At 55.2% G+C, this 26,000-nt stretch carries 27 protein-coding genes; 14 read left to right on the top strand and 13 right to left on the bottom strand.

Annotated features, from left to right (window positions below; genetic code table 11):
- The first annotated feature begins 386 nt into the window (after positions 1-386).
- From WBY09_RS16600 to WBY09_RS16580, 5 genes are all read left to right on the top strand, one after another.
- A complete protein-coding gene (locus WBY09_RS16600) occupies positions 387-1,994 on the top strand; it encodes an ABC transporter substrate-binding protein (protein ID WP_287444456.1) in 1,608 nt (535 codons plus the stop codon).
- A gap of 117 nt (positions 1,995-2,111) precedes the next feature.
- Positions 2,112-3,122 (top strand): ABC transporter permease subunit, encoded by a 1,011-nt coding sequence (locus WBY09_RS16595; protein ID WP_063087349.1) that lies wholly within the window; start codon positions 2,112-2,114, stop codon positions 3,120-3,122.
- 13 nt (positions 3,123-3,135) lie between these two features.
- Complete coding sequence (locus tag WBY09_RS16590; protein WP_336233336.1) at positions 3,136-4,071, top strand: ABC transporter permease subunit; 936 nt, start codon at positions 3,136-3,138, stop codon at positions 4,069-4,071.
- A gap of 3 nt (positions 4,072-4,074) precedes the next feature.
- Positions 4,075-5,088: a dipeptide ABC transporter ATP-binding protein gene (dppD, locus tag WBY09_RS16585; RefSeq protein ID WP_336233335.1), complete on the top strand. Its 1,014-nt coding sequence runs from the start codon at positions 4,075-4,077 to the stop codon at positions 5,086-5,088.
- Positions 5,088-6,083, top strand: coding sequence for a peptide ABC transporter ATP-binding protein (locus WBY09_RS16580; protein WP_008891559.1), 996 nt, complete (start codon positions 5,088-5,090; stop codon positions 6,081-6,083). The genes dppD and WBY09_RS16580 overlap by 1 nt, the downstream gene beginning before the upstream one ends.
- A gap of 113 nt (positions 6,084-6,196) precedes the next feature.
- On the opposite strand, the gene WBY09_RS16575 is transcribed toward WBY09_RS16580, so the two are convergent.
- From WBY09_RS16575 to WBY09_RS16550, 6 genes are all read right to left on the bottom strand, one after another.
- Positions 6,197-6,844, bottom strand: a complete 648-nt coding sequence (locus tag WBY09_RS16575; protein ID WP_336233334.1) for a LysE family translocator — start codon at positions 6,842-6,844, stop codon at positions 6,197-6,199.
- 78 nt (positions 6,845-6,922) lie between these two features.
- The gene (locus WBY09_RS16570; RefSeq protein ID WP_197146821.1) at positions 6,923-7,426 is read right to left on the bottom strand and encodes a cupin domain-containing protein; all 504 of its coding nucleotides are present in this window, start codon (positions 7,424-7,426) and stop codon (positions 6,923-6,925) included.
- A gap of 101 nt (positions 7,427-7,527) precedes the next feature.
- Entirely contained in the window at positions 7,528-8,025 is a 498-nt protein-coding gene (locus WBY09_RS16565; protein ID WP_197146820.1) for a copper chaperone PCu(A)C, read from the bottom strand.
- 75 nt (positions 8,026-8,100) lie between these two features.
- Entirely contained in the window at positions 8,101-8,574 is a 474-nt protein-coding gene (locus WBY09_RS16560) for a DUF2946 family protein (protein WP_197146819.1), read from the bottom strand.
- A 154-nt stretch (positions 8,575-8,728) separates the two neighbouring features.
- Positions 8,729-10,126: a class II fumarate hydratase gene (fumC, locus tag WBY09_RS16555; protein WP_336233333.1), complete on the bottom strand. Its 1,398-nt coding sequence runs from the start codon at positions 10,124-10,126 to the stop codon at positions 8,729-8,731.
- Between the two features lie 147 nt (positions 10,127-10,273).
- On the bottom strand, positions 10,274-11,119 hold the full coding sequence (locus WBY09_RS16550; RefSeq protein ID WP_336233332.1) for a DeoR/GlpR family DNA-binding transcription regulator: 846 nt from the start codon (positions 11,117-11,119) through the stop codon (positions 10,274-10,276).
- A gap of 157 nt (positions 11,120-11,276) precedes the next feature.
- On the opposite strand from WBY09_RS16550, the gene phnD reads away from it, so the two are divergent.
- The 5 genes from phnD (at position 11,277) to glpD (ending at position 16,298) form a co-directional block, all read left to right on the top strand.
- Positions 11,277-12,275, top strand: coding sequence for a phosphate/phosphite/phosphonate ABC transporter substrate-binding protein (gene phnD, locus WBY09_RS16545; protein WP_082923482.1), 999 nt, complete (start codon positions 11,277-11,279; stop codon positions 12,273-12,275).
- An 82-nt stretch (positions 12,276-12,357) separates the two neighbouring features.
- Positions 12,358-13,155, top strand: a complete 798-nt coding sequence (gene phnC / locus WBY09_RS16540; protein WP_336233331.1) for a phosphonate ABC transporter ATP-binding protein — start codon at positions 12,358-12,360, stop codon at positions 13,153-13,155.
- Positions 13,152-13,958 (top strand): phosphonate ABC transporter, permease protein PhnE, encoded by an 807-nt coding sequence (gene phnE, locus WBY09_RS16535; protein ID WP_336233330.1) that lies wholly within the window; start codon positions 13,152-13,154, stop codon positions 13,956-13,958. Before phnC ends, phnE (WBY09_RS16535) begins: the two co-directional genes overlap by 4 nt.
- Positions 13,952-14,776, top strand: coding sequence for a phosphonate ABC transporter, permease protein PhnE (gene phnE, locus WBY09_RS16530; RefSeq protein WP_008891549.1), 825 nt, complete (start codon positions 13,952-13,954; stop codon positions 14,774-14,776). The genes phnE (WBY09_RS16535) and phnE (WBY09_RS16530) overlap by 7 nt, the downstream gene beginning before the upstream one ends.
- A 1-nt stretch (position 14,777) precedes the next feature.
- Positions 14,778-16,298, top strand: coding sequence for a glycerol-3-phosphate dehydrogenase (glpD, locus tag WBY09_RS16525; protein ID WP_336233329.1), 1,521 nt, complete (start codon positions 14,778-14,780; stop codon positions 16,296-16,298).
- Positions 16,299-16,376: 78 nt separating this feature from the next.
- Here glpD and WBY09_RS16520 read toward each other — a convergent pair whose 3' ends face one another.
- Positions 16,377-17,747, bottom strand: a complete 1,371-nt coding sequence (locus WBY09_RS16520; protein WP_336233328.1) for a glutamate--cysteine ligase — start codon at positions 17,745-17,747, stop codon at positions 16,377-16,379.
- Positions 17,748-17,758: 11 nt separating this feature from the next.
- Complete coding sequence (locus WBY09_RS16515) at positions 17,759-18,559, bottom strand: 16S rRNA (uracil(1498)-N(3))-methyltransferase (RefSeq protein WP_063087326.1); 801 nt, start codon at positions 18,557-18,559, stop codon at positions 17,759-17,761.
- Between the two features lie 60 nt (positions 18,560-18,619).
- Here WBY09_RS16515 and ubiA point away from each other — a divergent pair, with 60 nt between their 5' ends.
- Complete coding sequence (gene ubiA, locus WBY09_RS16510) at positions 18,620-19,573, top strand: 4-hydroxybenzoate octaprenyltransferase (protein ID WP_197146813.1); 954 nt, start codon at positions 18,620-18,622, stop codon at positions 19,571-19,573.
- Positions 19,574-19,603: 30 nt separating this feature from the next.
- On the top strand, positions 19,604-20,311 hold the full coding sequence (locus WBY09_RS16505) for a class I SAM-dependent methyltransferase (protein WP_197146812.1): 708 nt from the start codon (positions 19,604-19,606) through the stop codon (positions 20,309-20,311).
- Here WBY09_RS16505 and WBY09_RS16500 read toward each other — a convergent pair.
- Positions 20,308-21,024, bottom strand: coding sequence for a hypothetical protein (locus tag WBY09_RS16500; protein ID WP_336233326.1), 717 nt, complete (start codon positions 21,022-21,024; stop codon positions 20,308-20,310). The two genes, WBY09_RS16505 and WBY09_RS16500, sit on opposite strands and share 4 nt — an antisense overlap.
- Positions 21,025-21,062: 38 nt before the next feature.
- Entirely contained in the window at positions 21,063-21,419 is a 357-nt protein-coding gene (locus WBY09_RS16495) for a DUF4170 domain-containing protein (RefSeq protein WP_336233325.1), read from the bottom strand.
- A gap of 264 nt (positions 21,420-21,683) precedes the next feature.
- Here WBY09_RS16495 and WBY09_RS16490 point away from each other — a divergent pair, with 264 nt between their 5' ends.
- The gene (locus WBY09_RS16490; RefSeq protein WP_197146810.1) at positions 21,684-23,210 is read left to right on the top strand and encodes a UbiD family decarboxylase; all 1,527 of its coding nucleotides are present in this window, start codon (positions 21,684-21,686) and stop codon (positions 23,208-23,210) included.
- Positions 23,211-23,213: 3 nt separating this feature from the next.
- On the opposite strand, the gene WBY09_RS16485 is transcribed toward WBY09_RS16490, so the two are convergent.
- Genes WBY09_RS16485 through WBY09_RS16475 form a run of 3 tightly spaced genes read right to left on the bottom strand, consistent with a single transcriptional unit; the run spans position 23,214 to position 24,398 of the window.
- Positions 23,214-23,504 carry a CcdB family protein gene (locus WBY09_RS16485; protein WP_197146809.1) on the bottom strand — a complete coding sequence of 97 codons (291 nt, stop codon included), beginning with the start codon at positions 23,502-23,504 and terminating at the stop codon, positions 23,214-23,216.
- On the bottom strand, positions 23,504-23,746 hold the full coding sequence (locus WBY09_RS16480; protein ID WP_064782149.1) for a type II toxin-antitoxin system CcdA family antitoxin: 243 nt from the start codon (positions 23,744-23,746) through the stop codon (positions 23,504-23,506). The genes WBY09_RS16485 and WBY09_RS16480 overlap by 1 nt, the downstream gene beginning before the upstream one ends.
- Before the next feature lie 58 nt (positions 23,747-23,804).
- Positions 23,805-24,398, bottom strand: a complete 594-nt coding sequence (locus tag WBY09_RS16475; protein ID WP_336233324.1) for a hypothetical protein — start codon at positions 24,396-24,398, stop codon at positions 23,805-23,807.
- A gap of 224 nt (positions 24,399-24,622) precedes the next feature.
- Between WBY09_RS16475 and WBY09_RS16470 the strand changes: the two genes are divergently transcribed.
- On the top strand, positions 24,623-25,972 hold the full coding sequence (locus tag WBY09_RS16470) for a TldD/PmbA family protein (RefSeq protein ID WP_197146807.1): 1,350 nt from the start codon (positions 24,623-24,625) through the stop codon (positions 25,970-25,972).
- Positions 25,973-26,000: the final 28 nt, after the last annotated feature.

Here is a 26,000-nt window from a genome sequence, read left to right as displayed (position 1 = left end):
GGTGAAATCAAACGAATCATTATGATTCAATAAGATATGAATCGTTCAAAAGCACATTTTAAACACGTGATTTACCGATTTCACCCGCCGAGCCTTGAAAAAAATGCACTGCTGCAATGATGAAACCGGACAGTGAATTTCATAAAAATAACAAATACTTGACTTAAATTCATCATTCGAACCTGCGGTCGCACTACGTAAAATCCCGCAGGAACCGTTGACGATACGCAGAAACCCTGATTACTTTCCCTCGTCGATTGCCAACATTCATACCTGTTGGATCGGGTAAACCTCGTCCGTTGCAAAATATGCTGTCAAACGTGACCGGATCAAATGTCACGCGGACAGCATTGATTTGCTCGGACCAGCCTTGAGGGAGGCATTTAATGAAAGCGAATTTCGTCAAAGTGGCACTTGGTGCAGGCCTGCTTGCAGCCACCGCACTTGCTGCTCCGACTGCCGCTTCGGCAAAAACCCTGGTATACTGCTCGGAAGGTAGCCCGGAAGGCTTCAACCCGCAGCTTTACACTGCAGGTACGACCTTCGATGCGTCTTCGCGTCAGGTCTTCAACCGCCTCGTACAGTTCAAGCGCGGTACCACCACCATCGTTCCGGGTCTTGCGACCAGCTGGGACGTTTCGGCTGATGGTCTGGAATATACCTTCAACCTGCGTGAAGGCGTGAAATTCCACACCACCGAAGACTTCACCCCGACCCGTGATTTCAATGCTGATGACGTGATCTTCACCTTCATGCGTCAGTTTGACACCGAGCACCCGTATCATGGTGTATCGGGCGGCGGTTACGAGTACTTCAACTCGATGTCGATGGGCGATCTGGTCAAGGACATCGTCAAGGTTGACGATCAAACCGTTAAATTCGTTCTGAACCGTCCGGAAGCACCGTTCATCGCCAACATGGCCATGGACTTCGCATCTGTTCTGTCGGCTGAATATGCTGACAAGATGATGGAAGCAGGCACCCCGGAAAATGTTGACCTGAACCCGGTCGGCACCGGTCCGTTCCAGCTCGTTGCCTATCAGAAAGATGCGGTTATCCGTTACAAAGCATTCCCGGAATACTGGGAAGGCAAAGCAGCAATCGATAACCTGATCTTCGCAATCACCCCGGACAGCACCGTTCGCTACCAGAAGCTGAAAGCTGGCGAATGTCATGTCATGCCGTTCCCGAACCCGGCCGATCTGGAAGAGATGGAAGCAGATGCCGACATCAACCTGATGAGCCAAGAAGGTCTGAACGTTGGCTATCTGGGCTACAACACCCAGAAAGAACCGTTCACCGACCCGAAAGTCCGTAAAGCACTGAACATGGCGATCAACAAAGACGCCATCATCGAAGGTGTTTATCAGGGTGCCGGTTCGGCTGCGAAAAACCCGCTCCCGCCGACCATCTGGTCTTACAACAACGACACCGTTGATGACCCGTATGATCCGGAAGCAGCCAAAGCGATGCTGGCAGAAGCTGGTTATCCGGACGGCTTCACCACCGACATCTGGGCGATGCCGGTTCAGCGTCCTTACAACCCGAACGCACGCCGTATGGCTGAACTCGTTCAGGCTGACTGGGCTGCAATTGGTGTGAACGCCGAGATCGTATCCTACGAATGGGGTGAATACCTTGATCGCACCAAAAAAGGTGAACAGGGTACCTTCATGCTCGGTTGGACCGGTGATAACGGTGACCCCGACAACTTCCTCGCAGTTCTTCTTGGCTGTGACGCAGTTGGTAGTGCGAACCGTGCACAGTGGTGCAACGAAGAGTTCGATAACCTGATTCAGCAGGCAAAAACCACTGCAGACGTTCTCGAGCGTACCCGTCTGTACGAAGAAGCTCAGCTGGTCTTCAAACGCGAAGCACCGTGGGCAACCATCGCACACTCGATCGTGTTCGAACCGATCCGCAGCGAAGTTGTTGACTACAAAATCGATCCGTTCGGTGGTCACATCTTCTATGGTGTAGATCTCGCTGAATAAGCGTATCAAAACCTGATCAGAGAGGCCCGGTTTTCCGGGCCTCTTTGCAATTTCGCAAAAGAGAGAGACGTCCGCCTGCATCCTTAATGTGTGCGGACACAATAAAGGCCCGATGGCATGCTAGGATTCCTGTTTCGCCGTTTGGGGGACATCATCCCGACCTTCTTCGGTGTCACCCTTTTGGTATTCTTCCTGATCCGCCTCATTCCCAGTGATCCCATCCTGATGATGGCTGGTGAACGTGGTGTCGATGCTGAGCGATATGCAGAGCTTCAGGCTCAGTATGGTTTCGACCAGCCACTGATCGTTCAGTATTTCGATTATCTGATGGGCGTATTCCAAGGGGATCTTGGCAAATCCTTTGTAACCAAGAAACCTGTTCTGGACGAATTCCTGACCCTGTTCCCGGCGACGGTCGAACTTGCAGTCATGGGTATCCTGTTTGCCGTGATCCTTGGCATTCCGCTGGGGGTGCTTGCCGCCATTAATCGCGGGAAGTGGCTCGACCACCTGACAATGTCTGTATCCCTTACAGGCTATTCGATGCCGATTTTCTGGTGGGCGCTGCTTCTGATCATGTTCTTCTCGACCACCTTGGGCTGGACGCCGGTCTCGGGTCGAATATCGGTCATGTATTTCTTTGAGCCGGTGACCGGTTTCATGCTGATCGACAGCCTCCTGAGCGGTGAGAAAGGCGCTTTCACCAGTGCACTCAGCCATATGATCCTGCCCACAGTTGCACTCGGCACTATTCCGATGGCGGTGATTGCGCGTATGACGCGCTCCTCGATGCTGGAAGTCCTGGGCGAGGAATATATCCGCGTTGCACGCGCCAAAGGTCTGGCACCGATGCGGGTAATCATGGTTCATGCGCTGCGTAATGCCTTGATCCCGGTAATCACGGTGATCGGCCTTCAGGTCGGCGTGCTGCTGGCTGGTGCAATCCTGACGGAGACGATTTTCTCTTGGCCGGGTATCGGCAAATGGATCATCGAAGCCATGAACCGTCGCGACTATCCGACCATTCAGGGTGGCATTCTGATGATTGCCTTCCTCGTGATGGCCGTGAACCTGATCGTTGACGTTCTGTACGGGATTATTAACCCCCGTATCCGTTACAAGCGCTAAGGAGAGCTGTGAGATGAGCGATAACACCACCCCGTCCGCAGCACAGGCCTCAAACGTTGCCGAAGCAGCCGTTGAGCCCGTCGGCGCACCGCCGAGCCCGATGCGCGAAACTTGGGACTATTTCAAAAAGAACCGCGGTGCCTTTGCCGGTTTGATCGTGATTGCGATCATTCTGTTTCTGGCCGTGACCGCACAATGGATCGCACCGTTCGATCCGGTCGCACAGGACCGTACCGCGTTTCTGAAACCGCCGATCTGGATGGAAGGTGCCGATCCCCGTTACATCCTTGGCACTGATGCGGTTGGTCGTGACATCCTGTCGCGCCTGATCCACGGCGCTCAGTTGTCGGTTTCGATCGGTGTCGTCGTCGTGATCCTGTCGATGATTGCCGGTATCGTGCTTGGTATGGTTGCCGGTTACTTCCGCGGCTGGATCGAAGTCGGCGTCATGCGCCTGATGGACATCATGCTGGCCCTGCCCAGCCTGATCATGGCGCTGGCGATTGTTGCCATCCTCGGCCCGGGGCTTGAAAACGCGATGCTGGCCATCGCCATCGTCCAGTTGCCGCACTATGTGCGCCTGACCCGTGCGTCGGTCGTATCGGAACTTAACAAGGAATATGTCATCGCATCGCAGATTGCCGGTGCCGGTCATGTCCGCCAGATGTTCGTCAACATCCTGCCGAACTGCATGGCACCGCTGATCGTGCAGGGCACGCTTGGTATTTCAAGTGCGATCCTTGACGCTGCTGCCCTTGGCTTCCTTGGCCTTGGCGCGCAGCCGCCGCTGCCGGAATGGGGCACCATGCTGTCCGAGGCCCGTGAATTTGTGGGCTCCGCTTGGTGGGTAATCACCTTCCCCGGCCTATGCATCCTTGTCACCGTGCTTGCCTTCAACCTGATGGGTGATGGCCTGCGCGATGCCCTTGATCCCAAGATGAAACGGTAAGTCATGGCTCTTCTCGAAGTAAAAAACCTGACAGTCGAGTTCGGCTCCGAAGACAAGCCGTTTCGCGCTGTTGATTCCGTAAGCTACTCTGTTGATCGCGGCGAAGTCCTTGGCATCGTCGGGGAATCCGGTTCGGGTAAATCGGTTTCATCGCTTGCCGTGATGGGTCTGATTGATTTTCCCGGCCGCGTGACCGCGGATGCCCTGACCTTTGATGGTCAGGATCTGATCACCATGCCTGCAAAACGCCGTCGCGAGATCACCGGCAAAGACATTGCCATGATCTTTCAGGATCCGATGTCGGCCCTTAATCCGTGCTTCACGGTCGAAGCCCAGATCATGGAGGCCCTTAAGGTCCATGAGGGCGGCAACAAGAAGCAACGTCGTGAACGCACGCTTGATCTTTTAAACCAGGTCGGCATTCCCGATCCGAAGTCGCGCATGACCGCCTACCCGCATCAGCTGTCAGGCGGCATGAGCCAGCGTATCGTCATAGCCATGGCGATTGCGTGTAACCCGCGCCTTTTGATTGCCGACGAGCCGACCACGGCCCTTGATGTGACCATTCAGGCCCAAATCATTGATCTGTTGCTGAAACTGCAAGAAGACAGCGACATGGGCCTGATCCTGATCACCCACGATCTGGCACTGGTGTCGGAGGCCGCCAACCGCATTCAGGTGATGTATGCCGGTCAGCTGTTTGAAAGTGGCCCGGCTGACAGCATCTTTGCAGCCCCGCGCCATCCCTATACGCAGGCGCTGCTCGAAGCGCTGCCGGAACGATCCGAAGGCCATGACCGTCTTCGGACCATCCCTGGCGTGGTTCCCGGTCAGTATGACCGCCCGCAGGGCTGCCTTCTGGCACCGCGTTGCCGTTATGCCAATGAACGCTGCGTGAAATCGCGCCCGGAGGTCACCGACTTCAATGGCCGCGATGTGCGTTGCTTCTATCCGCTAAATGATCAGGGCCAGCCGACCGGCCTGACCGCTGATACGACCACCGGGGAGACTGTGTAATGAGTTTTCTGGATACCAAACCCGGTGTTCCGCTTCTGGAATCCGATGATCTTGTCCGTCACTACGAGGTCAATCGTGGCTTTGGCAAACCCAGTGCCATGGTCAAGGCGCTTGATGGTGTTTCCTTTACACTTGAATCGCAAAAGACCCTTGCAGTTGTCGGTGAATCTGGCTGTGGCAAATCGACCCTTGGCCGTCAGCTAACCCTGATCGAAAAGCCGACCTCGGGCGCGCTGAAACTGAACGGTAATGCTGTTGGCAATCTGTCTGACAAGGAAGCCAAGCAGTTCCGCCGCACCGTTCAGATGATCTTCCAGAACCCCTATGGATCGCTGAACCCGCGCAAAAAGGTTGGCCAGATCCTGGCCGAGCCGGTTCTTTTGAACATGGATAATCTTGGCCGCAAGGAACGTGAAGAACGCGTTCATGCCACCATGGCAAAGGTTGGCCTGCGTCCGGAATTCTATCAGCGTTATCCGCATATGTTTTCCGGTGGTCAGCGTCAGCGTATCGCGATTGCCCGTGCCCTGATCCTTGAGCCGAAAGTCATCGTCGCGGACGAGCCGGTATCGGCCCTTGATGTATCGGTACAGGCACAGGTTCTGAACCTGATGATGGACCTGCAGGAAGAGATGAATGTCGCCTATGTTTTCATCTCGCATGATCTTTCTGTCGTCAGACATATTGCAGATGACGTCATGGTGATGTATCTCGGTCGCGTCGCTGAAAAGGGACCAACTGACGAGATCTTTGCCAAGCCGCTGCACCCCTATACACGGGCGCTTCTGGCGTCGGCACCAAAGATCGATCCGACACAACGTGTGAAGGCAGAACCGCTGACTGGCGAGTTGCCATCACCGATCAACCCGCCATCGGGCTGTGCGTTTCATAAACGCTGCCCGTTTGCGACCGAGGAATGCGCAAAAGTTCGCCCGGAACTGCGCAATTTCGAGGGCCGCGAAGTGGCGTGTCATCGGGTCGAAGAAATCGCCTGACAACAGGCGATCGCCCGGAAAGCCTAACAGCTATCCAGGTAGACAAGGGAGCAAGGGGGCGCGCTTTTAACAAAGCTGCGCCCCTGCGCATTTCTGAGGATATCTTGCCTGAATTAGGCCGTCGTGCGTGACCGGTCGGTGAGTGCCAGCAAAACACCCGCCCCGACCAGAAGCGTGCCCGAAACACGGTTGAGCATCCGCATATGTCGGGCTGACTTGATCAGGCCCTTGACCTGCCCGCCCAACAATCCATAGGCCAGCAAAACGCTGGTTTCCATGGCAATGAATGTCACGCCCATGACCGTGAATTGCGGCCCGTATGCCACAGCCGGATCAAGGAATTGCGGGAAGAAGGCCGTAAAGATCAGGATCGCCTTGGGATTGCCAATCGCGGTCAGGAACTCGGTCTTTGCCAGATTAAACGGCCCCGGATTGACCATAAGCTCGGCCGGGCCAGTCGTTTCATCACTGTCATTGACCTTGGCAAACCAGCTTTTAAGACCAAGCCAGACCAGATAAACCGCGCCACCCCATTTGATCACAAGGAAGGCTGTTTCACTCGCAGCAAGCACCACACCAAGCCCGGCCGCAGTCACCACAATCATCAGGGCAAAGGTAACAATACGGCCAATTCCGCCCACTGCAGCAGACGATACGCCATACCGCGCGCCATTAAACATCGCGAGAAGATTATTAGGACCGGGCGCCATCGCCAACGCGATTGCCGCCCCGGCAAAAAGAAGCCAGGTGTCGAGCTGCATGGGGCTATTCCTGTATTTCGGGGCTGGCGGCCACGCCAAACAACCCCAAGTTGGTGACGTCGTACTTTCGCCTGAAAATCAGTCGCGCGTCAATGCCGCAATCAGCTCGGACGCGGCAGGCCATTTCGCTGTCAGTGCCGCGCGTTTGCCCATAGAGAAATCGGCAAAATCAAAGCCCGGCGCAACGGTGCAGCCCAAAAGCGCAAACTTGCCGCCGGGCTTAAGCCGCGCCCCCTGCCAGACATTTTTCGGCACCACCATTTGCGGTTTCTGCCCGGCCAGCAAATCCTTGCCGATCTCGACCCGCTTGTGCGTGCCGTCCTCAAACAGCTGAAGCTGTTCGACGGCATCCCCGATATAGTGATGGAAAATCTCGTCACTGGTCAGGATATGCATGCCTGAAAAAGTATCACGCGTCAGAAGGTAATAGATCGCCGTTCCCGTGCTGCGCACCCCCAGATACCGATTGCCGGGATTACAGGTTTCAAACGCCCTGAAGGTCTCGGCGTAATAGCCACCCTCCGGATGGGGTTGCAGGCCAAGCTTGGCGATCAGATCGTCAATAGTGATGTCGTCAGACATGGTGGGCTCCCTGTAACCGACCGTTTTGGTTGCCCCATCATGACGAAAAAAGGGGGTCGGCGCAAACCTTCCCCCTTTGAATATTCGGCTGCCGTGCAACCTTAGTTGCTGTTCATTTTCATCTTGCCATGACCATGCCCCATGCCGGCACCACCGTTCGGCCCCATCGCCATGGTGTTGAGAACATCAATAGTCACAGGCACATCACCGGCCTTCTCGAATTCCAGTGTGATGTCGATTTTCTCGCCTTCTTCAAGCGGCTTGTTCAGGCCAATGAACATGACGTGATAGCTGCCCGGTTTGAACTGCACAGAGCCATGCATTGGCACCTCAACACCACCCTGAACTTGGCGCATCTTCATGACATTGTTTTCCATGATGTGGGTGTGAAGTTCGGTGCGTTCCGCAAGATCACTGCGCACGCTAACAATGCGGTCGGCAGCCCCGGTATTCACAACATCAAAGAAGGCCGCACCATTGCGCACCATGCCCTTGGATGCCTTGGCCCAGGCATCCTTGACTTCGATATCGGCGGCAAAGGCGTTGGTAACGATAAACAGCGACGCCACGGTCGCAACAATTGCAAAAAGCTTTTTCATGATATTCCATCCAATTAGCAGCCTGCATCCGCAGGTCTGCGATTTCAGTAATCGTGTTTTGATCAGTCTTTGAAATCAGATGGAAACCGGGGGTGCCCGGGAATGGCGACCGCGCGGGATGTCATTGACCGCGACAAAGGCAATCGCCTTGGCATAGCTGACATCATGAATGACCGGCACCGGCGCGACATAGGGCAAATCAATTGCCGCCATCGCCCCGTGATGGTTTGCACAAAGCGGGCAAAACGCATGGGCCGGCATTTCGTCGGTTTGACCGGACGCATTTGATGCCACGACACCTTCAAGCGTATCAGCAGATACAAGCTTGATGCCAGCCGGGGTGCAAATCAGAACGTAATCACCACCCGGTGCGATTTCCGCCGCGGATGCAGTCGCAATGCCGGTGGCCTGCCCGCTGAGAAATGCTGGGACCAGCCCGGACTGGGTGACACCCGCAAACAAGACAACAAACGCCACCAGCCATGTCTGAACGACACGGCGCAGGGAAATTCCGCCCGAACGGCGGTTATGGCGTTTGCACGTTATCATGGGTTGGATATGCCCGATTTAAACCACACCTGCAATGACATTGATCATTGCAGGGGGTCTGTTTTGTCCAGTCGTCTTCATACTTTTCATCATGCGGAAACATAAGGCCGGGTGCGATGCCCGGCCTTGCTTTTCGATGCTTTAAAACATCACATCAGATCATGTCGCGGGCCTGAACCAGCTCATCAAAGCGATCGCCATCAAGGAAACCAAGCGCGATGCAGGCTTCCTTCAGGCTGCTGCGTTCCTTGTGGGCCTTCTTGGCCACGGCCGCCGCATTGTCATAGCCAATATGCGGTGCCAAGGCGGTCACCAGCATCAGGCTTTGTTCGACATAGTGCGCGATCTTTTCCTGATCGGCCTCAAGCCCGGCAATGCAGTTATCAGCAAAGCTGACCGATGCATCGGCAATCAAGCGGATCGATTGCAGCAGGTTATAAATAATCACCGGCTTGAACACGTTAAGGTCCAGATGACCGTTCGAACCACCCACCGTGACCGCAACATGATTGCCCATCACCTGCGCGCAGACCATGGTCAATGCCTCGGCCTGGGTCGGATTGACCTTGCCAGGCATGATCGAGGATCCGGGTTCATTGGCGGGCAGGACAAGCTCACCAAAACCACAACGCGGCCCGGACCCAAGCAGACGAATATCGTTGCCGATTTTCATCAGCGACGTCGCCAGCACATTCATGACACCCGACATCTCAACACAGGCATCATGGGCGGCCAGTGCTTCGAACTTGTTTTCCGCCGTTCTAAACTCAAGCCCGGTGATTTTTGACACCTGTTTGGCAAATTCAACGTCAAAGCCATCCGGCGCATTCAGCCCCGTACCAAGGGCGGTGCCCCCCTGTGCCAGTTTACGCAGACGTTTAAGCGCATCGTCAATTCGATCAAGGCCGAGTGCGATTTGCGCGGCATAGCCGGAAAATTCCTGCCCCAGGGTCAGGGGCACCGCGTCCTGCATGTGGGTGCGACCGATTTTGACGATATCGCCAAATGCATCGACCTTGGCGTCAAGGGTCGTGCGCAGGTGTTTAAGGGCGGGTTTCAGCTTTTCCTCGATCTCGACCACGGCGGCGATATGCATGGCCGCCGGGAAGCTGTCATTCGATGACTGGCCGCGATTGACGTGGTCATTGGGGTGGACCGGTTCGCGCTTGCCCATCGGCTTGCCCAAAATCTCGCACGCCCGGTTGGCGATGACTTCATTGGTGTTCATGTTGGTCTGGGTACCCGATCCGGTCTGCCAGACAACCAGCGGGAAGTGATCCAAAAGCTTGCCTTCGGCCACTTCGGATGCGGCGGCCTCAATCGCCTTGGCCAGTTCCGGATCAAGGTTATCAAGGGCGGCATTGGCGCGCGCAGCCGCCAGTTTTTGAACCCCGAACGCCTTGATCAGGGCATCTGGCATGCGTTCACCGCCAATGCGGAAATTCTGTCTGGATCGCTGGGTTTGCGCCCCCCAATACCGATCAGAAGGCACATCAATTTCGCCCATGGTGTCCTGTTCGGTACGGGTGGTCACTGGATTGGTCACGATCATAATCCTCCGTGTCAGAAACAAACTGACCGGGGCGGGAACCCGGCATTCAACACAATAACGCGCTGTGCCGGGAAATATGGTTTGGAATCAGGACGAACGCAAACTCAACCGTGACCAAATTGTAGTTTGACCGATCTGTTTGTCGGTTCAGGCCGGACCATGTTTTTCATCACACCATGCCAAAAGCCGTATTCCCGCCCGTTCAAGCTGGGACGCGAATTCCGGTTCGGGTCTGCGATCCGTGATGATGCCGGTAAGCGCTTCAAGCGGGGCGACATTTTCCAGATAACGTTGATCAAACTTCGTATGATCAACCATCAGCCAGGTTTCGTCTGATCGTTCCATCATTGCCCGTTTAACGGCCACCGCCCGGCGGTTAACGTCACTAAAGCCCTGCCGCGAAATGCCCGATGCCCCGATAAAGGCAATATTGGCATGGAAACGGCGCAGATATTCGACGGTATCGTTGCCATAGACCGCGTTTTCACGACGATCAAACTGGCCCGGACACATCAAAACATCATCATGATCGGCAAGTTCGGCCATGCCATGCACCACCGCATAGCAATTGGTTAGAAACGTGCGTGGCAGTTTTGTTGTGCGGGCCGCCAGAAACGGCGCAATCTGGGCCACGGTTGAGCCGGCATCAATCATTGCCACATCGCCGGACCGCACCATGTCGGCCGCCAGCATGCCAATCCGTTCAAACCCGGCCACCGCCGATAACTGGCGTTCTGCCAGATCGGGCTGATGGCCCATGGGCCGGGCCGATGCGCCACCGAACTCGCGTTTGATCAATCCATCACGGCTCAGCGCATCAAGATCACGACGGATGGTTTCGGTTGCAACATCGAATCGCTCTGCAAGTGTGGCAACTCTCACATGAGGGTGAACCTGTAACTCTTGTAAAATACGACGCTGCCGCTCTTTTTTTCCCAAACGCAAAGCCACATCCCCCTCAATTATGGCCGGTTTTGTGCCAATAGCAGGCATCTTAGCAATCCTGAGCGAAACCTTTTGTTACAGTTTTGTGTTGATTTTCCAACTTTTTCAAATTCATAATGTTGATTAAAGCAACAATAAAAACAACAAAACCACATTCAAAAACGGCGGAAAGCCGTCATTCACAGGGAAGAAAGGTTCGAAAACAGTGTTTTCAATTCCGAAAAAAACCGACAGTTTAAAGCTCACCACCCTCCTTGCCGCAATCGGCATGGTCGGCATGGCATCCACCCCGGCCGCGGCGGCAGATGACTGCATCGCACGCGGCGATCTTGACCCGATGTATTGCGACATGGACGGCGACCTTGTTGCCGATGCCCCGCCCGCAGACCAGCAGGTCGATCCGGACACCCTTGTCTTTGCATATACCCCGGTCGAAGACCCGGCCGTTTATGCCGATATCTGGGACCCATTCCTGCAGCATCTTGAAGAAGTAACTGGCAAGGACGTTCACTTCTTTGCCGTTCAGTCGAACTCGGCAGAAGTCGAAGCCATGCGTTCAGGCCGCCTGCACGTTGCCGGCTTCTCGACCGGCCCGACCCCGTTTGCCGTCAACCTTGCCGGTGCGGTTCCGTTTGCCCTGATGGGTGCGGATGATGGTCGCTTTGGTTACACGCTTCAGCTCTACACCCGTGTAGACAGCGGCATTGATACCCCGGCTGATCTTAAGGGCAAACGCGTTGCACATACCTCGCCGACCTCGAACTCGGGCAACCTTGCACCGCGTGCACTGCTTCCGGGTCAGGGCATCGTTCCGGAACAGGATTACGAAGTTGTCTATTCCGGTTCGCATGACCAGTCGATCCTGGGCGTTGTCGCCGGTGACTATGATGCCGCCCCGGTCGCGTCCGAAGTTGTCGAACGTATGGCCCAGCGCGATCTCTATGATCCGAACGAAGTCAAAATCATCTATGAAAGCAAGCCTTTCCCGACCACTTCGTTCAACTATGCCTACAACTTGAAGCCGGAACTGGTCGAAAAGATCAAGGAAGCCTTCTTTACCTTTGACATGAAGGGCACCGCCCTTGGTGAAGAATTCAAGGGTGTGTCGAAGTTCCTGCCGATCACCTATCAGGAAGACTGGGCGGTTATCCGCGAAATTCAGGCTGCCAACGGTGTGAAATACACCCCGGACAACCTGAAGTAATTCCTGATTTTCCAATCGATCCGAACTTTGCAGGGCCTGCCTTGGCAGGCCCTGTGCCACCCATTTCATTCGGGGTAACGCAATGCTGCGTATCAAAGAACTTGTAAAACGCTATGGCGAAGAAAAGGCAGTGTTGAAGAACCTGAACCTTGAAGTGCCGGGCGAAAGTGTTGTTTCCATCATTGGCGCATCAGGTGCGGGCAAAAGTACCCTGCTGCGTTGTATCAACCGCCTTGTCGAACCGTCTTCGGGCTCCATCGAACTCAATGGCACGGAACTGACCAAGCTTGAAGGCAAGGCGCTGCGTCTGGCACGCCGCCGCATCGGCATGGTGTTTCAGGGCTTCAACCTGATCGACCGTTTGACAGTGATGGAAAACGTCCAGTCCGGTCGTCTGGGCTATCTTCCGGCATGGCGTGCGGTAGCCCGCAAATACCCGCAGGAAGACATTGATCGCGCCTTTCATCTGATGGAACGCGTCGGGATCGCCCATTATGCCGACAAACGTGCCGATGAACTTTCCGGCGGTGAACGCCAGCGTGTCGGTGTGGTCCGCGCCCTGATGCAGGAACCTGAAATCCTGTTGGCCGATGAACCGACCGCATCGCTTGATCCGAAAACATCGCGTCAGATCATGGAACTGCTGCGCGCGCTCGCATCCGAGCTGCACCTGCCGGTTCTGATCAACATCCATAACGTCAATGAAGCCAAGGAATATACCCAGCGGATCGTTGGCATGCGCTTTGGTCGCATTATTTTCGATGGCGAGCCGGTCGACCTGACCAATGACGCCATGGACGATATCTATGCCGGTGTGCCCGCCGAAGAACGCGGCGACGCCGAAAGCAGCACCCACCTGCGTGAGGTCGCCGCACGATGAGCAGCACCGTTCAAAAAACGGGCCGCACATGGAAGAAGCCCCCCTTTATTGCCAACCCGATGTTGCGCTGGGGACTTCTGATTGCTGTTGTTGCCTATGTCTGGTGGGCCATCACAACCCTGCCATTCGACTGGGAGCGCATCCAGGACGGTGTCCCGCGTGCGATCCGCATCTTCAAGGGCGCCTTCCCGCCAAGCTTCATCCGTGGCGAGTTGCTGTTTGACGGCTTTATGGAAAGCATCAAGATTGCCATTGTCTCGACCCTGCTGGGGCTGGCACTCAGCGTTCCGATTGCCTTTGCATCGGCGTCAAACATCGCCCCGAAATGGCTTTACACCATCGGGCGTGGCGTGATCATCGTTGCCCGTTCCTTCCACCCGGTCATTGTCGCCATCCTGTTTGTCAAAGCTGTCGGCTTTGGCCCGCTGGCGGGCATTCTGACGCTTACGGTCTATTCCATCGGTTTCGTTGCCAAAATGCTGGCCGAACGGATCGAGGAAACTGACTGGGGTCAGGTCGAGGCGATCCGTGCTGCTGGCGGGGCGACATTTGTCACTCTTCTGTATGCCGTGATCCCGCAAATCATGCCCCGTCAGATCGGTCTTTCGATCTATCAGCTTGATAGCAACCTGCGCGCCTCTGCCATTGTTGGCATCGTTGGTGCGGGCGGTATCGGATCGACCCTTCTTAATGCCTTCGGGCGTTATGACTACGACTTTGCGCTGGCGATTACCCTTTGCATCATCGGTGTGATCCTTGTCAGCGAGGCCATCAGCGGCCGGATCAGGAGGAACCTATGGTAGCCACCACCCAACCTACCGGACCGGAAGCAATCGCCAACCGCGAATGGTCCCGCTATACCACCAAGGAACGCTGGCGGCGTTATGGCCTGACCGCGCTGGTCGCACTGGCTGTCGTCTGGTCCTTATCGACCATCAACATCATCTGGCCGTGGCTTTGGGATGCCCCGGAACAGATGGGCGATCTGTTTGCCCGCATGTTCCCGCCATCGCTTGAAGGCTGGCAGGAAATCGGCTGGACGCTTCTGGAAACCGTCAATATCGCAACCATTGCGACCTTCTTTGCCGTGTTCCTGTCCCTGCCGATTGCGTTGATCGCAGCCCAGAACACGACGCCGAACCGTTTCACGCTTTGGCTTGGCCGGTTCATTCTGGTGTCGTCGCGTTCGGTCAACACCATCATCTGGGCGCTGCTGTTTGTGGCTGTGTTCGGACCGGGTGTCTTGGCCGGTATTCTGGCGATCATTTTCCGGTCGCTTGGCTTCCTTGGCAAATTGCTGGGCGAAGCGATCGAGGAAATCGACCGTGCCCCGATCGAGGCACTGGAATCTGTTGGTGCATCGCGCTTCAAGATTCTGGTCTATGGCGTCATTCCGCAAGTCATGCCGACCTTCTTTGCCGTATCCATCCTGCGCTGGGACATCAACCTGCGTGAAAGTACGGTTCTGGGTCTGGTCGGTGCTGGCGGGATCGGCATCATCCTTCAGGGGGCGATTGATACCTTTGCATGGCAAACGGTTGCCACGATCCTTCTGGCAATCATTGGTCTGGTCATTATTGGCGAAGCCATTTCAGCTTACCTGCGTAAAAAGGTGATCTAACGTGACCGGAACTTACGACCTTCTGGTCGTTGGCGGCGGCATCAACGGGGCTGGTATTGCCCGTGATGCCGCCGGTCGCGGGCTTTCTGTTCTTTTGGTCGAACAGCGCGACCTTGCCTCGGCCACCTCTTCTTCCTCGACCAAACTCATCCATGGCGGTCTTCGATATCTTGAACATTACGAGTTCCGTCTGGTGCGCGAAGCACTTCAGGAACGCGAAGTTCTGTTGGCTGCTGCCCCACATATCATCTGGCCTTTGACATTCGTTTTGCCCCATCACAGGGGCTTGCGTCCGAAATGGATGCTGCGTGCCGGATTGTTTCTTTATGACCATCTGGCAAAACGCAAACGCCTGCCCGGATCACGTGCCGTTTCGTTTAACGGCACGCCAGAAGGCCAACCGTTGAAATCTGATTACGCCGGCGGTTTTTCTTATTCCGATTGCTGGGTGGATGATGCCAGGCTTGTGGTCCTCAATGCACAGGACGCACAGGCACGTGGGGCTGATATCCGAACGCGTACCAGATGTGCCTCACTGGTGCGTCATCACGATCACTGGAATGCCGAGTTGATCGGGCCCGATGGTTCCCGGCAATCGGTTCAAGCGAAAGCGGTGGTCAATGCCGCAGGGCCGTGGGTCACCGAGATGGTTGAAAATGCCGGGCTTGGCAAAAAGGCCGCCGGTCTTCGACTGGTAAAGGGCAGCCACATTGTGGTTCCGCGCATTCATGACCATGATCATTGCTATATCTTCCAGAATGGCGACGGGCGCATTGCCTTTGCCATCCCCTATCAGCAGGACTACACCCTGATCGGCACCACCGATGTTGCCTATTATGGCGACCCGGCACAGGTCAAAATCAGCGATCAGGAAATCGACTATCTGCTGGATCTGGTGAATGGCTACCTCGCCAAACCGCTTACCCGCAAGGACGTGGTTTGGGACTATTCCGGTGTGCGACCGCTTTATGACGACAAGAACGACAATGCGTCGGCGGTAACCCGCGACTACGTGTTTGATCTTGATACCGGCGACACCGGAAGCTCCGCCCCGATCCTGTCGATCTATGGCGGCAAGATCACCACTTATCGCAAGCTTGCCGAACATGCGATGCAGAAACTGGCCCCGGTTCTGGGCAACGATGCCAAAGACTGGACGGCCAACTCGGTTCTGCCCGGTGGCGACATGCCCGGCGGCGATTTCGATGCGTTCCTTGCCAAGACCAAGGCAACCTATGACTGGTTGCCAAGCGGATTGCTGTATCGGCTGGTGCGATGCTACGGTACGGCAATCAGCAAGATCGTTGGCACGGCGACGTCGCTTGGCGATTTGGGCCCGGAAGTCGCGCCAAACCTTTACGAGGCAGAACTCCACTACCTGATGGCCAGTGAATGGGCGTGTCGCGCAGATGATGTTCTGTGGCGCCGAACCAAACTTGGCCTCGGGATGCAGCCTGATCAGGTCGATGCCATCGAAAAATGGTTTGCCGCCCAAACCCGGCTTGATCGGGCTGCGCAGTAACCCTCAAAAAGAGCAACCTGCAAACATCAAAAAAGGGCAGCGATTTCACTGCCCTTTTTTATTGCGTATTCGTTGGCCTTAGTAGGCGTATTCCTTGAACAACGGATCGACCGAGCCGTTCCATTCGGTTTCGTACTTATCAAGGAATTCCTCAGCCAGGGTACGGCCGCTTTGCGCAACGTCATCAAGGCTGTCAAGGAAGTGGCTTTCATCATCGCCATAGCCATCCATGCGACCACGGTTCTTAAGACCCTGACGGGAAATCGCCAGAACGTCTTTCGACAGATCCTGAACCGTGCCGTTTTTGAACGGGGTGGCAAGGGCGGTGCGCGGAACATCGTTGCGAAGCGCTTCACGTTCGGCAACCGACAGGCCCTTGACCAGATCCCATGCGGCATCAAGGGCGGCGTCATCATACAGCAAACCAACCCAAAGGGCCGGCAGCGCACAGATGCGTTTCCACGGGCCACCATCAGCACCGCGCATTTCAAGGAACTTCTTAAGACGCACTTCCGGGAAGGCCGTGGTCATATGATCAGACCAGTCATTCATGGTCGGGCGTTCGCCCGGCAAAACATCAAGTTTGCCATCCATGAAATCACGGAACGACTTGCCTGCTGCATCAATGTATTTGCCGTCGCGATAGACGAAATACATTGGCACATCAAGCATGTAGTCGACATAGCGTTCAAAGCCAAAACCGTCGTCGAACACGAACGGCAACATGCCACAACGATCCGGATCGGTATCGGTCCAGACGTTTGATCGTGCCGACAAGAAGCCGCTTGGCTTGCCATCAACAAACGGCGACGCCGCAAACAGGGCGGTTGCCACCGGCTGAAGTGCCAAAGAGGTTCTGAATTTCTTGACCATGTCGGCTTCGGAACTGAAATCCAGATTGACCTGAATGGTCGAGGTCCGAAGCATCATGTCCAGACCAAGGTTTCCGACCTTGGGCATGTAATTTTTCATGATCTCGTAGCGGCCCTTGGGCATCCACGGGATGTCTTCACGTTTCCATTTCGGATTATGGCCGACACCAAGCATATCAATGCCAAGCCCGTCGCAAATCTCGCGGACTTCGTGCAGGTGGGTGTGCACTTCACCACAGGTCTGGTGAATGTTTTTAAGCGGCGCACCGGAAAGTTCGATCTGCCCGCCCGGCTCGAGCGAGACGGAACATTTGTCCTTGGTCAGTGCAATGACATTGCCGTTCTCAATGATCGGTTCCCAGTCATAATGTTCGGCCAAGGCATTAAGCAGCATTTTGACCCCGCGTTCCCCTTCATAGGGGATGGGGCGAAGATCATCGCGGGTGAAGGCGAATTTTTCGTGTTCGGTGCCGATGGCCCAGTCTTTTTTTGGCGTACAGCCGGACTCAAACCATTCGACAAGCTGGCGCCGGCTTTCAATTACCGGGCTGTCACCAGTGGAGGCGCTGACAGTCATAAGGGCTTCCCCTAATCTCTCGCAACGGGTCGGTGCGACCAATCGCCGATACGATCCTGAAATACGGTCAAAGCTGCAATTGCGGCCGTTTCGGCACGCAGAATACGCGGACCGAGGCTTACAGGCGTTGCAAAAGGCTGTTTGCGGATACGTTCAAGTTCGTCGGCGCTAAAGCCGCCCTCGGGTCCAATCACGATTGCATGGTTAACAACATTGGTATTGTCGATAAACGAGCCAGCGCCCTTTGCCAATAGCTGACTTAGCACTTCACCAATTGGTGACCCCGATCCTGTTTCATCACAAAATAGCAGATGGTGATTTTCCGGTAGATTTGCGACCCAGTCCAAAAGACGCACAGGTTCGCAAACCTCAGGCACAGTCAGGCGTTCACACTGTTCGGCCGCCTCAACAACCTGTGCCTGCAAACGATCAAGGCGGACCTTGTCGGTGATGCCATGTTGGGTGATGACCGGTTGCAAACTTTGAACGCCCAACTCAACCGCCTTTTCAATCAGGAAATCAAGCCGTTGCTTTTTGATCGGTGCAAAAACAAGAGTCGGACCAACTTCATTGCCCTGCGCACGTAATTGGCGTTCCGCGGTGACGCTGCCCTTCTTTTTGCGAAGTTCGCTGATCGTGCCCAGCCACTCCCCGTCAAGGCCATTAAAAATTTTTACCGGCGTTCCGGGCTTGAGGCGCATGACATGTTCGAGGTAATGAGACTGTTCGGGAGCAAGTTCGATTTCACTATCAGCCGTGATAGGATCCCGAACGAAAAGGCGTTGGCGGGCGCGCGTGGCATCAGCAGTCATAAAGGTCCCCAAAGCCGTTTTACGGCATCTTGAAATGGTTTTTTATCAGATAGGCCAATTATGACACAGGTCAACCAGCCAATACAGACCAGCAAGAACGATATGCCACAGGATGGCTGGATCGATCGTTTCATGCCCGAAGCTGTGCGGCCCTATCTGAAACTTCTGCGCCTTGATCGTCCGATTGGCACATGGCTTTTGCTTTTGCCCTGCTGGTGGTCCACCGCCATGGCAGGCGGGTTAACCGATGCCGTCACCACCAAACAGATCGTCATCATGATGGCCCTGTTCGGGGTGGGGGCCGTGATCATGCGCGGGGCCGGTTGCGTGATCAATGATCTGGCCGACCGCAATTTTGATGGCAAGGTCGAACGCACCACCACCCGCCCGCTTCCCAGCGGTCAGGTCAAGGTATGGCAGGCTTTGCTGTTCCTTGGCTTCATGATGTTGCTGGGACTTGGCATTCTGGTGCAATTTCGCATCGAGGCGATCATTGTCGGCATCTGTTCGATCCCGATCATCATCACCTATCCTTTCATGAAGCGGATCACCTATTGGCCGCAGGCCTGCCTTGGCCTTGCCTTTAACTGGGGCGCGCTGGTCGGGTGGGCGGCTGTGACCGGCACGGTGGAGCCAGCCGCCATTGCCATGTATGCGGCGGGCTTTTTCTGGACGCTTGGCTATGACACCATCTATGCCCATCAGGACAAGGATGATGATGCAAAGATCGGCCTGAAATCCCTCGCACTGCGTTTGGGCGATGCGACGCCGAAATGGGCCAAGGGGTTCTATACCATGACCACGCTTTTGCTGGGCGTTTCGGGCATGCTGGCTGGTTTGCACTGGTCCTATTTTGTCTTGCTGGGGTTGGCGGGCATTCACCTTGGCTGGCAGGTTGCCACCGTCAAGCTTGATGATGCGGCCAATTGTCTGAAGCGGTTTAAATCCAACCGCGATTACGGATTACTGGTACTTGCTGCCATCGTGCTTTCGCATCTGATTGCGAACGCATAACCCGATACCCCTTTTCAAGGTAAACCGCCAATGAGCGAAAATGTCTTCGCCGATGCACTGGTGCCCGATGTCGACGATCCGCAATTTGCCGATCTGATCGAAACATTCACCGTACCTGCCCGCGTGCCTTTGGCGCCGGAAATCGAGATGTATCTTGCGACCCACATCACCCCGCTTTGGCAGGCGACAGAGGATATTCTGGGTGTGCTTGATATCCCGCCACCTTATTGGGCCTTTGCCTGGCCAGGTGGGCAGGCAATCACGCGCTATATCCTTGATCACCCGGAACTGGTGCGCGGCAAGCGGGTGCTTGATTTTGCCTGTGGTGGTGGCATGCAGGCGATTGCCTGCGTCCGTTCTGATGCCGCAGAAATCCTTGCCAATGACATCGACCCGGTGGCGATCACCGCCACTAGGCTGAATGCCAAGCACAATGGTGTTGAAATCCCGACGACGACCGAAAATCTGGTTGGCACATCGGCCCTGCAAAAGCGCTGGGATGTGATCTTTGCCGGCGACGTCTGCTATCAGCAAGACATGGCCAATGCCGTTTTGCAGTGGCTGATGGCCGAGGCCCGCCTTGGCACCAAGGTCATCCTGGCCGACCCGGGCCGAACCTATGCGCCGACGCATAACATTGATGAACTTGAAACCTATGACGTACCTGTCGATGTCGCGGTCGAAGATACCGACACCAAATTCACCCGTATCTGGCAGCTTTTGCCGGACCGCGATTAATCCTGTTCAACAACAAGACGGCGAAATGCCGGATCATCAATGACACGCAGGACGAATGCGGGGCTAAAGACCTGGCCGGCACGCTTGGCGAAAAGTGCCATCATTTCCCATTGGTCAAGGGATGTGAACCGGCGATCTCTGGCCTCAATCGCAGACAAGGCAAACACCGATCCCTGATCAAAAACATGTCCGCGTGCAGATTGGTACATGCCGATGTGATCGGAAGTGACCCCGCAATCGAGATCAAGATCGCGACCCGGAAATTGAACATAGCTGTAATGGGCTGGCACCGATTCCGTGACATGCATATGTGCAAGTTGTGTCGGGGTGAGCCAGGTTATCGAAACACGCACGCGCGTGCCCGGTGAGGACGCCAGGGTTGCCGGAACCGCGCCGTATCCGGTTATGTGCGTTGAATAGACAATATCATGATGCGCCAGCCAGCCATGGGTCACCGGAATTTCATCTGAAAGGTTTTGATGGGTGAATTTTCGGGTCAGTTGTACCGGCGCACGATTGGACCCAACGGCCAGAACCGGCGTCCTGCCCTTTGTCGCGACCACAACGTCTGATGGCTCCATCGCAACCACGTCACCACCGCGAAACAGAAAATCATGATCCGGCGCAGGATAGGGATACAAAAACGCGCGCAGGAGGTCCTGCGCGCGTGGATGCTGTTCGATCTGGTCGCGCAACACGGGATCCGTGATCATATGCGCATCAGATATCGAAAACATATTCGTCGTCCGGCTTAGCCTTCGACGACGCGATAGCGATAGTTGCAGTCATCAACATGCTGCCATGCCAGTTTCGACCATGCTTTTTCGGCATCGCCAAACGTGGCATACGGGCCATGACGTTCTTCTTCACCGCCAACCGGGGTTTCGAAATCGGTGCTTTCATATTCGCCACCGACAACCCAGTATTCTTCAAGGCGTTCGATCCGATACCGCGAATTCGCGTCATCAACCGACTGCCAGGCCATTTTCGACCATTCCTTTTCGGCGTCTTCGAAGCTGCCAAACGGACCAACTTTGGTTTCTTCGCCAATTGGCGCATCAAAACCGGTATCCTGATAGGTGCCCCCGATAACCCAGTACTTGGCCATCTGTGCGTCCTTCATGCTTTTGGTGAGTTGCCAGGTCGCGTGCTGTGGGTCACGCGACTCTTTTCCTTGCCCATGTATAACCAAATGATGCGCTGACCAAAACCGCAAAATTATGCATCGCCGTGCAACGCAGCATTGTCAGATCATGTAGGGATGGATCGATGCGGTTACAAATGACGTATTTGACAACAGCAAGGTTGTCCCGTTTCGCTCCGCGGCGTATGAAGACAATCAGGTTTCAAAGCTTTGCAGATGACAGGTGCCATGCCCTATCAATCCCTTCGTGACTTCATGGATGCGCTGGAAAAAACCGGCCGTCTTGTCCGTGTCACTGAACCGGTCTCCCCCAATCTTGAAATGACGGAAATCCAGACCCGCCTTCTCGCCGAAGGTGGCCCGGCTGTTCTGTTTGAAAATGTTGTCGGTGATGACGGCAAAAAATACGACATGCCGGTTCTGGTCAACCTGTTTGGCACCGTGGACCGTGTGGCGGCGGGCATGAACCGCAAACCCGAAGAACTGCGCGAAGTCGGCGAAACGCTGGCGTTCCTGAAACAGCCCGAACCACCGGCCAGCATCCGCGAAGCTTTTTCGCTGCTGCCGCTTGCCAAGACCGTGATGGCGATGAAACCCAAAACGGTTTCGAAAGCCCCGTGTCAGGAAGTGGTCCTTCAGGGCGATGATATCGATCTTTCGAAAATTCCGGTGCAATCCTGCTGGCCCGGCGAACCCGGCCCGCTGATCACCTGGCCGCTGGTCGTGACCCAGGGGCCAAGTGCTGGCGCCAAGGGCGGTGACAAGCGCGATGTGTTTAACCTTGGCATCTATCGCATGCAGGTGTTGGGTAAAAACAAAACCATCATGCGCTGGCTGAAACATCGCGGTGGCGCACAGCATCATGCGCGCTGGAAACAGGAAAAGCGTGAACCGCTGCCAGCCGCCATCGTTCTGGGCGCAGATCCTGGTACGATCCTTGCGGCTGTCACCCCGGTCCCCGATACCCTGTCGGAATATCAGTTTGCTGGCCTTCTGCGCGGTGAAAAGGTTGAACTGGTCGATTGCAAAACCGTCCCGCTCAAGGTCCCGGCCACGGCCGAGATCATTCTTGAAGGTTACGTATCGCTTGATGAATATGCGCCCGAGGGGCCGTATGGCGATCACACCGGTTATTATAACTCGGTCGAAGATTTCCCGGTCTTTACCGTGACCGCCATCACCATGCGCAAAAAGCCGATTTATCTGTCGACCTTCACCGGCCGTCCGCCAGATGAACCATCGGTTCTGGGCGAAGCATTGAATGACGTCTTCGTGCCGCTTTTGCAGCAGCAATTCCCGGAAATCGTAGATTTCTGGTTGCCGCCAGAGGGATGCAGCTATCGCATCGCGGTTGTCTCGATGAAGAAGGCCTATGCCGGTCATGCCAAGCGCGTGATGATGGGCGTCTGGTCGTTCCTGCGGCAGTTCATGTACACCAAATTCGTCATTGTCGTGGATGACGATATTGATGTCCGCGACTGGAAAGATGTCATGTGGGCGATCTCGACCCGGATGGACCCGGTGCGTGATATCACAACCGTCACCGACACCCCGATTGATTACCTTGATTTCGCGTCCCCGGTTTCGGGTCTTGGTGGCAAGCTTGGCCTTGATGCCACCAACAAGCTGCCCGGCGAAACCAACCGCGAATGGGGCGAAAAGATCTATATGGATGATGACATAATCGACCGTGTCGATCAGAAATGGGAACGCTATGGCCTGCCCGGAACGGGCAAGAAGATTTGGCGGGACTGATCGCTAAAAGCCGTGAAAGACCATGTCGAGAGCGTTGGTGAGGCCGAAACTATCTTCGAACTCACCAACTTTCTCACCAATTTCCGCCAGCCCAACTGTCGCGATAAACTGCGGCAACAAAACCCATTCGTCGCCATTAATCTGGATGACGGGATTAAGCCGGTCGGCGGGCATGGTATATTCGGCGATTGGTTTCAGGGGCACGACGACCCGTGTCTGCAAATCAGAAAGCAGATCCGACTGCACATCGACGACATAGCCATCCTCGAAACGGCAAATATCCCCCTTGGCCATCAGAATTTCCGATGTTTGGCCAATGGTATGCCGTTCTTCGCGACATAGCTGTTGCTGGCTTCAAGGGCTGCCTTGTTTTGCTCTTTCCAGAGTTCAGCCCGTTTCATCGAAATCGCATCGCGCAAACCCGACTCAGCCGAGCGCGAAATGTTGATCCCGAGTTTTTTGGCCTCTTGCAACAATTCAGCATCAAGACTGACATTTGTCGGCTTGCGCTGCTTGGCTTTGACATCTGCGGTCATTTACGCAAGTTCCATGTGCATATTTATGCGCATACTTTATCAGCAAACGAAGCGAAGCTCAATTTCTGAAGAACATCCAGTGATCGCCATTTTCATCCGGCTTCTCGGAATAGAAAAACTGCGGCGCATCACACATGAAATCATCAACGCGGATGGCGAAATTGCACATATCCGCATCCCCCATAACTTCGGCCATGTATTCAGTGCTGTTTTCCTGCCAGCTCAGCACCGGTGGTGCCGTTTCATCAAAGACACAGAGCGCAAACTGCTCGGACTGTTTGAACGGAATATAACGGATTTCACTGTGATTTTTGGCACCATGGTTGGTCACAAACAACAGTGCGAAAAACGGACCGTCAGGGTTATCAAGGTCAACCCAACCGGCGATGCGATCGAGCACGCCGTCACAGGTAAAATCACCGGTCAGCATCTGATGACGATAATTTCGGGCATATTTCCCGCCCTGCCAGCGCATTTCGTAATAAAACTGTGCGCTTGAAACCGGATCGGTTTCGCCATTCGCATTCAGCTCCCATACACCATTTTCATCCCAGCCTTTCATCACAGTCTTGCTGTCATCTGCGAATGCAGGGCTGACCAATCCGATCAGGCAAGCCACACTAAGCCCGGAAAGAATTTTCTGCTTGTTCATCGCGTTCCCGTTTATCTGGCGCCAGTAGCACTTGTTTGTCTGACTATAACAGAAAGCCGTTTGAAATCTGTCATTGACCGGGCCTTGCCATTCGGCCCTCGTCCTGCCACCTCTGAAACAAGGCAGGAATTTTAGACCAAAACCAGCTTTTTGTTTCGGGTCTATGCGAAAACGTTCGTGCCCCCTATAACGTAAGAAACACATTCCGATACAAGGGAGCCTCCATGCCCAAGACCGACATGACACTTGATCGCATCAATGACCTTTTGGCACAGGCAAAAAAGGCCGGTGCAGACGATGCCGATGCCGTTTATGTCGAAGGCACATCGCTTTCGGTTGCCCAACGTCTGGGCAAGATGGAAAAGCTTGAACGTTCCGAGGGGGCTGATCTGGGCCTGCGGGTTCTGATTGGCAAGCAACAGGCAGTTGTATCGTCATCTGATACCAGCGACGCGGCCCTTGCCGAGCTGGTCGAACGTGCGGTTGCGATGGCCAAAAATGCCCCGGAAGATCCCTATTGCGGCATTGCCGACCCAAGTGAACTTGCCGAAACCTTCAATGTCGAAGCACTTGAACTGTGCGAGCCGGGCGAAGTTGATCAGGACAAACTGATCGAATGGGCCAGTGCCTGCGAAGAGGCCGCGCGTTCGGTCGACGGCATCACCAATTCCGAAGGATCAGAAGCCGGTTGGGGCCGCCATCAGATCACGCTTGCCGCGACCAACGGCTTTGCCAATTCTTATGCCGGGTCCGGCAGCCATATCTCGGTTTCCGTATTGGCGGGCACCGGCACAGGCATGGAACGCGATTATGATTATGACAGCGCAGTGTTTTCCACCGATCTGCGCGATCCGGTCGATATCGGCAAGAAGGCCGCCGAGAAAACCCTGCGTCGTCTGAACCCGCGCAAGGTCAAAAGCGCGCAGGTGCCGGTCATCCTTGATCCGCGCGTTTCCGCCTCTATCGTTGGGCACCTGTCATCGGCGATTAATGGTTCCGGCATTGCACGTGGCACCAGCTTCCTGCTTGATGCCATGGGCAACGAAATCTTCGCGCCGCATATCAACATCATTGATGATCCGCATCGCAAACGCGGCCTGCGGTCCAAACCGTTTGACGCAGAAGGTGTGGCAAACCAGAAACGCCATCTGATCGAAAACGGTGTCCTGAAAACCTGGATCATGGATCTGCGTTCGGCCCGTCAGCTTGGCCTGAAATCAACCGGCAACGCATCGCGCGGGGCCGGAAGCCTGCCTGGGCCGTCGACCACCAACCTTTATATGGAACCGGGCACCATTTCGCCCGAAGACATGATCAAGGACATCAAGTCGGGCCTTTACATCACCGAGATGATCGGCAGCAGCGTGAATGGTGTGACGGGCGATTATTCGCGCGGGGCGTCGGGGTATTGGATTGAAAATGGCGAACTGGCCTATCCGGTGTCCGAAATCACGGTGGCGGGCAACCTCAAAGACATGTTCAAGACCGTTGTCCCGGCCAATGACCTGACATTCAAATACGGCACCAATGCCCCGACCCTTCGCATTGACGGCATGACGCTGGCCGGGCAGTAACCGACCTTCGCTGTTGCCCAATTAAAAA

The organism is Thalassospira sp. CH_XMU1458 (assembly GCF_037027205.1).
In the GTDB taxonomy this organism is placed as follows: domain Bacteria; phylum Pseudomonadota; class Alphaproteobacteria; order Rhodospirillales; family Thalassospiraceae; genus Thalassospira; species Thalassospira tepidiphila.
The sequence above is the reverse complement of the archived record's forward strand: the minus strand, read 5'-3'. Positions and strand labels throughout refer to the sequence as shown.

What these genes read in the sequence shown, in the direction of transcription:
- phnE (WP_008891549.1), top strand. Translation starts at nt 13,952, where the DNA reads ATGGTAGCCACCACCCAACCTACCGGACCGGAAGCAATCGCCAACCGC.
- dppD (WP_336233335.1), top strand. Translation starts at nt 4,075, where the DNA reads ATGGCTCTTCTCGAAGTAAAAAACCTGACAGTCGAGTTCGGCTCCGAA.
- WBY09_RS16560 (WP_197146819.1), bottom strand. Translation starts at nt 8,574, where the DNA reads ATGATAACGTGCAAACGCCATAACCGCCGTTCGGGCGGAATTTCCCTG.
- fumC (WP_336233333.1), bottom strand. Translation starts at nt 10,126, where the DNA reads ATGATCGTGACCAATCCAGTGACCACCCGTACCGAACAGGACACCATG.
- WBY09_RS16595 (WP_063087349.1), top strand. Translation starts at nt 2,112, where the DNA reads ATGCTAGGATTCCTGTTTCGCCGTTTGGGGGACATCATCCCGACCTTC.
- WBY09_RS16490 (WP_197146810.1), top strand. Translation starts at nt 21,684, where the DNA reads ATGCCCTATCAATCCCTTCGTGACTTCATGGATGCGCTGGAAAAAACC.
- WBY09_RS16495 (WP_336233325.1), bottom strand. Translation starts at nt 21,419, where the DNA reads ATGGCCAAGTACTGGGTTATCGGGGGCACCTATCAGGATACCGGTTTT.
- phnC (WP_336233331.1), top strand. Translation starts at nt 12,358, where the DNA reads ATGCTGCGTATCAAAGAACTTGTAAAACGCTATGGCGAAGAAAAGGCA.
- WBY09_RS16570 (WP_197146821.1), bottom strand. Translation starts at nt 7,426, where the DNA reads ATGTCTGACGACATCACTATTGACGATCTGATCGCCAAGCTTGGCCTG.
- WBY09_RS16470 (WP_197146807.1), top strand. Translation starts at nt 24,623, where the DNA reads ATGCCCAAGACCGACATGACACTTGATCGCATCAATGACCTTTTGGCA.
- WBY09_RS16520 (WP_336233328.1), bottom strand. Translation starts at nt 17,747, where the DNA reads ATGACTGTCAGCGCCTCCACTGGTGACAGCCCGGTAATTGAAAGCCGG.
- WBY09_RS16515 (WP_063087326.1), bottom strand. Translation starts at nt 18,559, where the DNA reads ATGACTGCTGATGCCACGCGCGCCCGCCAACGCCTTTTCGTTCGGGAT.
- WBY09_RS16485 (WP_197146809.1), bottom strand. Translation starts at nt 23,504, where the DNA reads ATGGCCAAGGGGGATATTTGCCGTTTCGAGGATGGCTATGTCGTCGAT.
- WBY09_RS16550 (WP_336233332.1), bottom strand. Translation starts at nt 11,119, where the DNA reads ATGCCTGCTATTGGCACAAAACCGGCCATAATTGAGGGGGATGTGGCT.
- WBY09_RS16590 (WP_336233336.1), top strand. Translation starts at nt 3,136, where the DNA reads ATGAGCGATAACACCACCCCGTCCGCAGCACAGGCCTCAAACGTTGCC.
- WBY09_RS16480 (WP_064782149.1), bottom strand. Translation starts at nt 23,746, where the DNA reads ATGACCGCAGATGTCAAAGCCAAGCAGCGCAAGCCGACAAATGTCAGT.
- WBY09_RS16500 (WP_336233326.1), bottom strand. Translation starts at nt 21,024, where the DNA reads ATGATCACGGATCCCGTGTTGCGCGACCAGATCGAACAGCATCCACGC.
- WBY09_RS16600 (WP_287444456.1), top strand. Translation starts at nt 387, where the DNA reads ATGAAAGCGAATTTCGTCAAAGTGGCACTTGGTGCAGGCCTGCTTGCA.
- WBY09_RS16505 (WP_197146812.1), top strand. Translation starts at nt 19,604, where the DNA reads ATGAGCGAAAATGTCTTCGCCGATGCACTGGTGCCCGATGTCGACGAT.
- WBY09_RS16565 (WP_197146820.1), bottom strand. Translation starts at nt 8,025, where the DNA reads ATGAAAAAGCTTTTTGCAATTGTTGCGACCGTGGCGTCGCTGTTTATC.
- WBY09_RS16475 (WP_336233324.1), bottom strand. Translation starts at nt 24,398, where the DNA reads ATGAACAAGCAGAAAATTCTTTCCGGGCTTAGTGTGGCTTGCCTGATC.
- ubiA (WP_197146813.1), top strand. Translation starts at nt 18,620, where the DNA reads ATGACACAGGTCAACCAGCCAATACAGACCAGCAAGAACGATATGCCA.
- phnE (WP_336233330.1), top strand. Translation starts at nt 13,152, where the DNA reads ATGAGCAGCACCGTTCAAAAAACGGGCCGCACATGGAAGAAGCCCCCC.
- WBY09_RS16580 (WP_008891559.1), top strand. Translation starts at nt 5,088, where the DNA reads ATGAGTTTTCTGGATACCAAACCCGGTGTTCCGCTTCTGGAATCCGAT.
- WBY09_RS16575 (WP_336233334.1), bottom strand. Translation starts at nt 6,844, where the DNA reads ATGCAGCTCGACACCTGGCTTCTTTTTGCCGGGGCGGCAATCGCGTTG.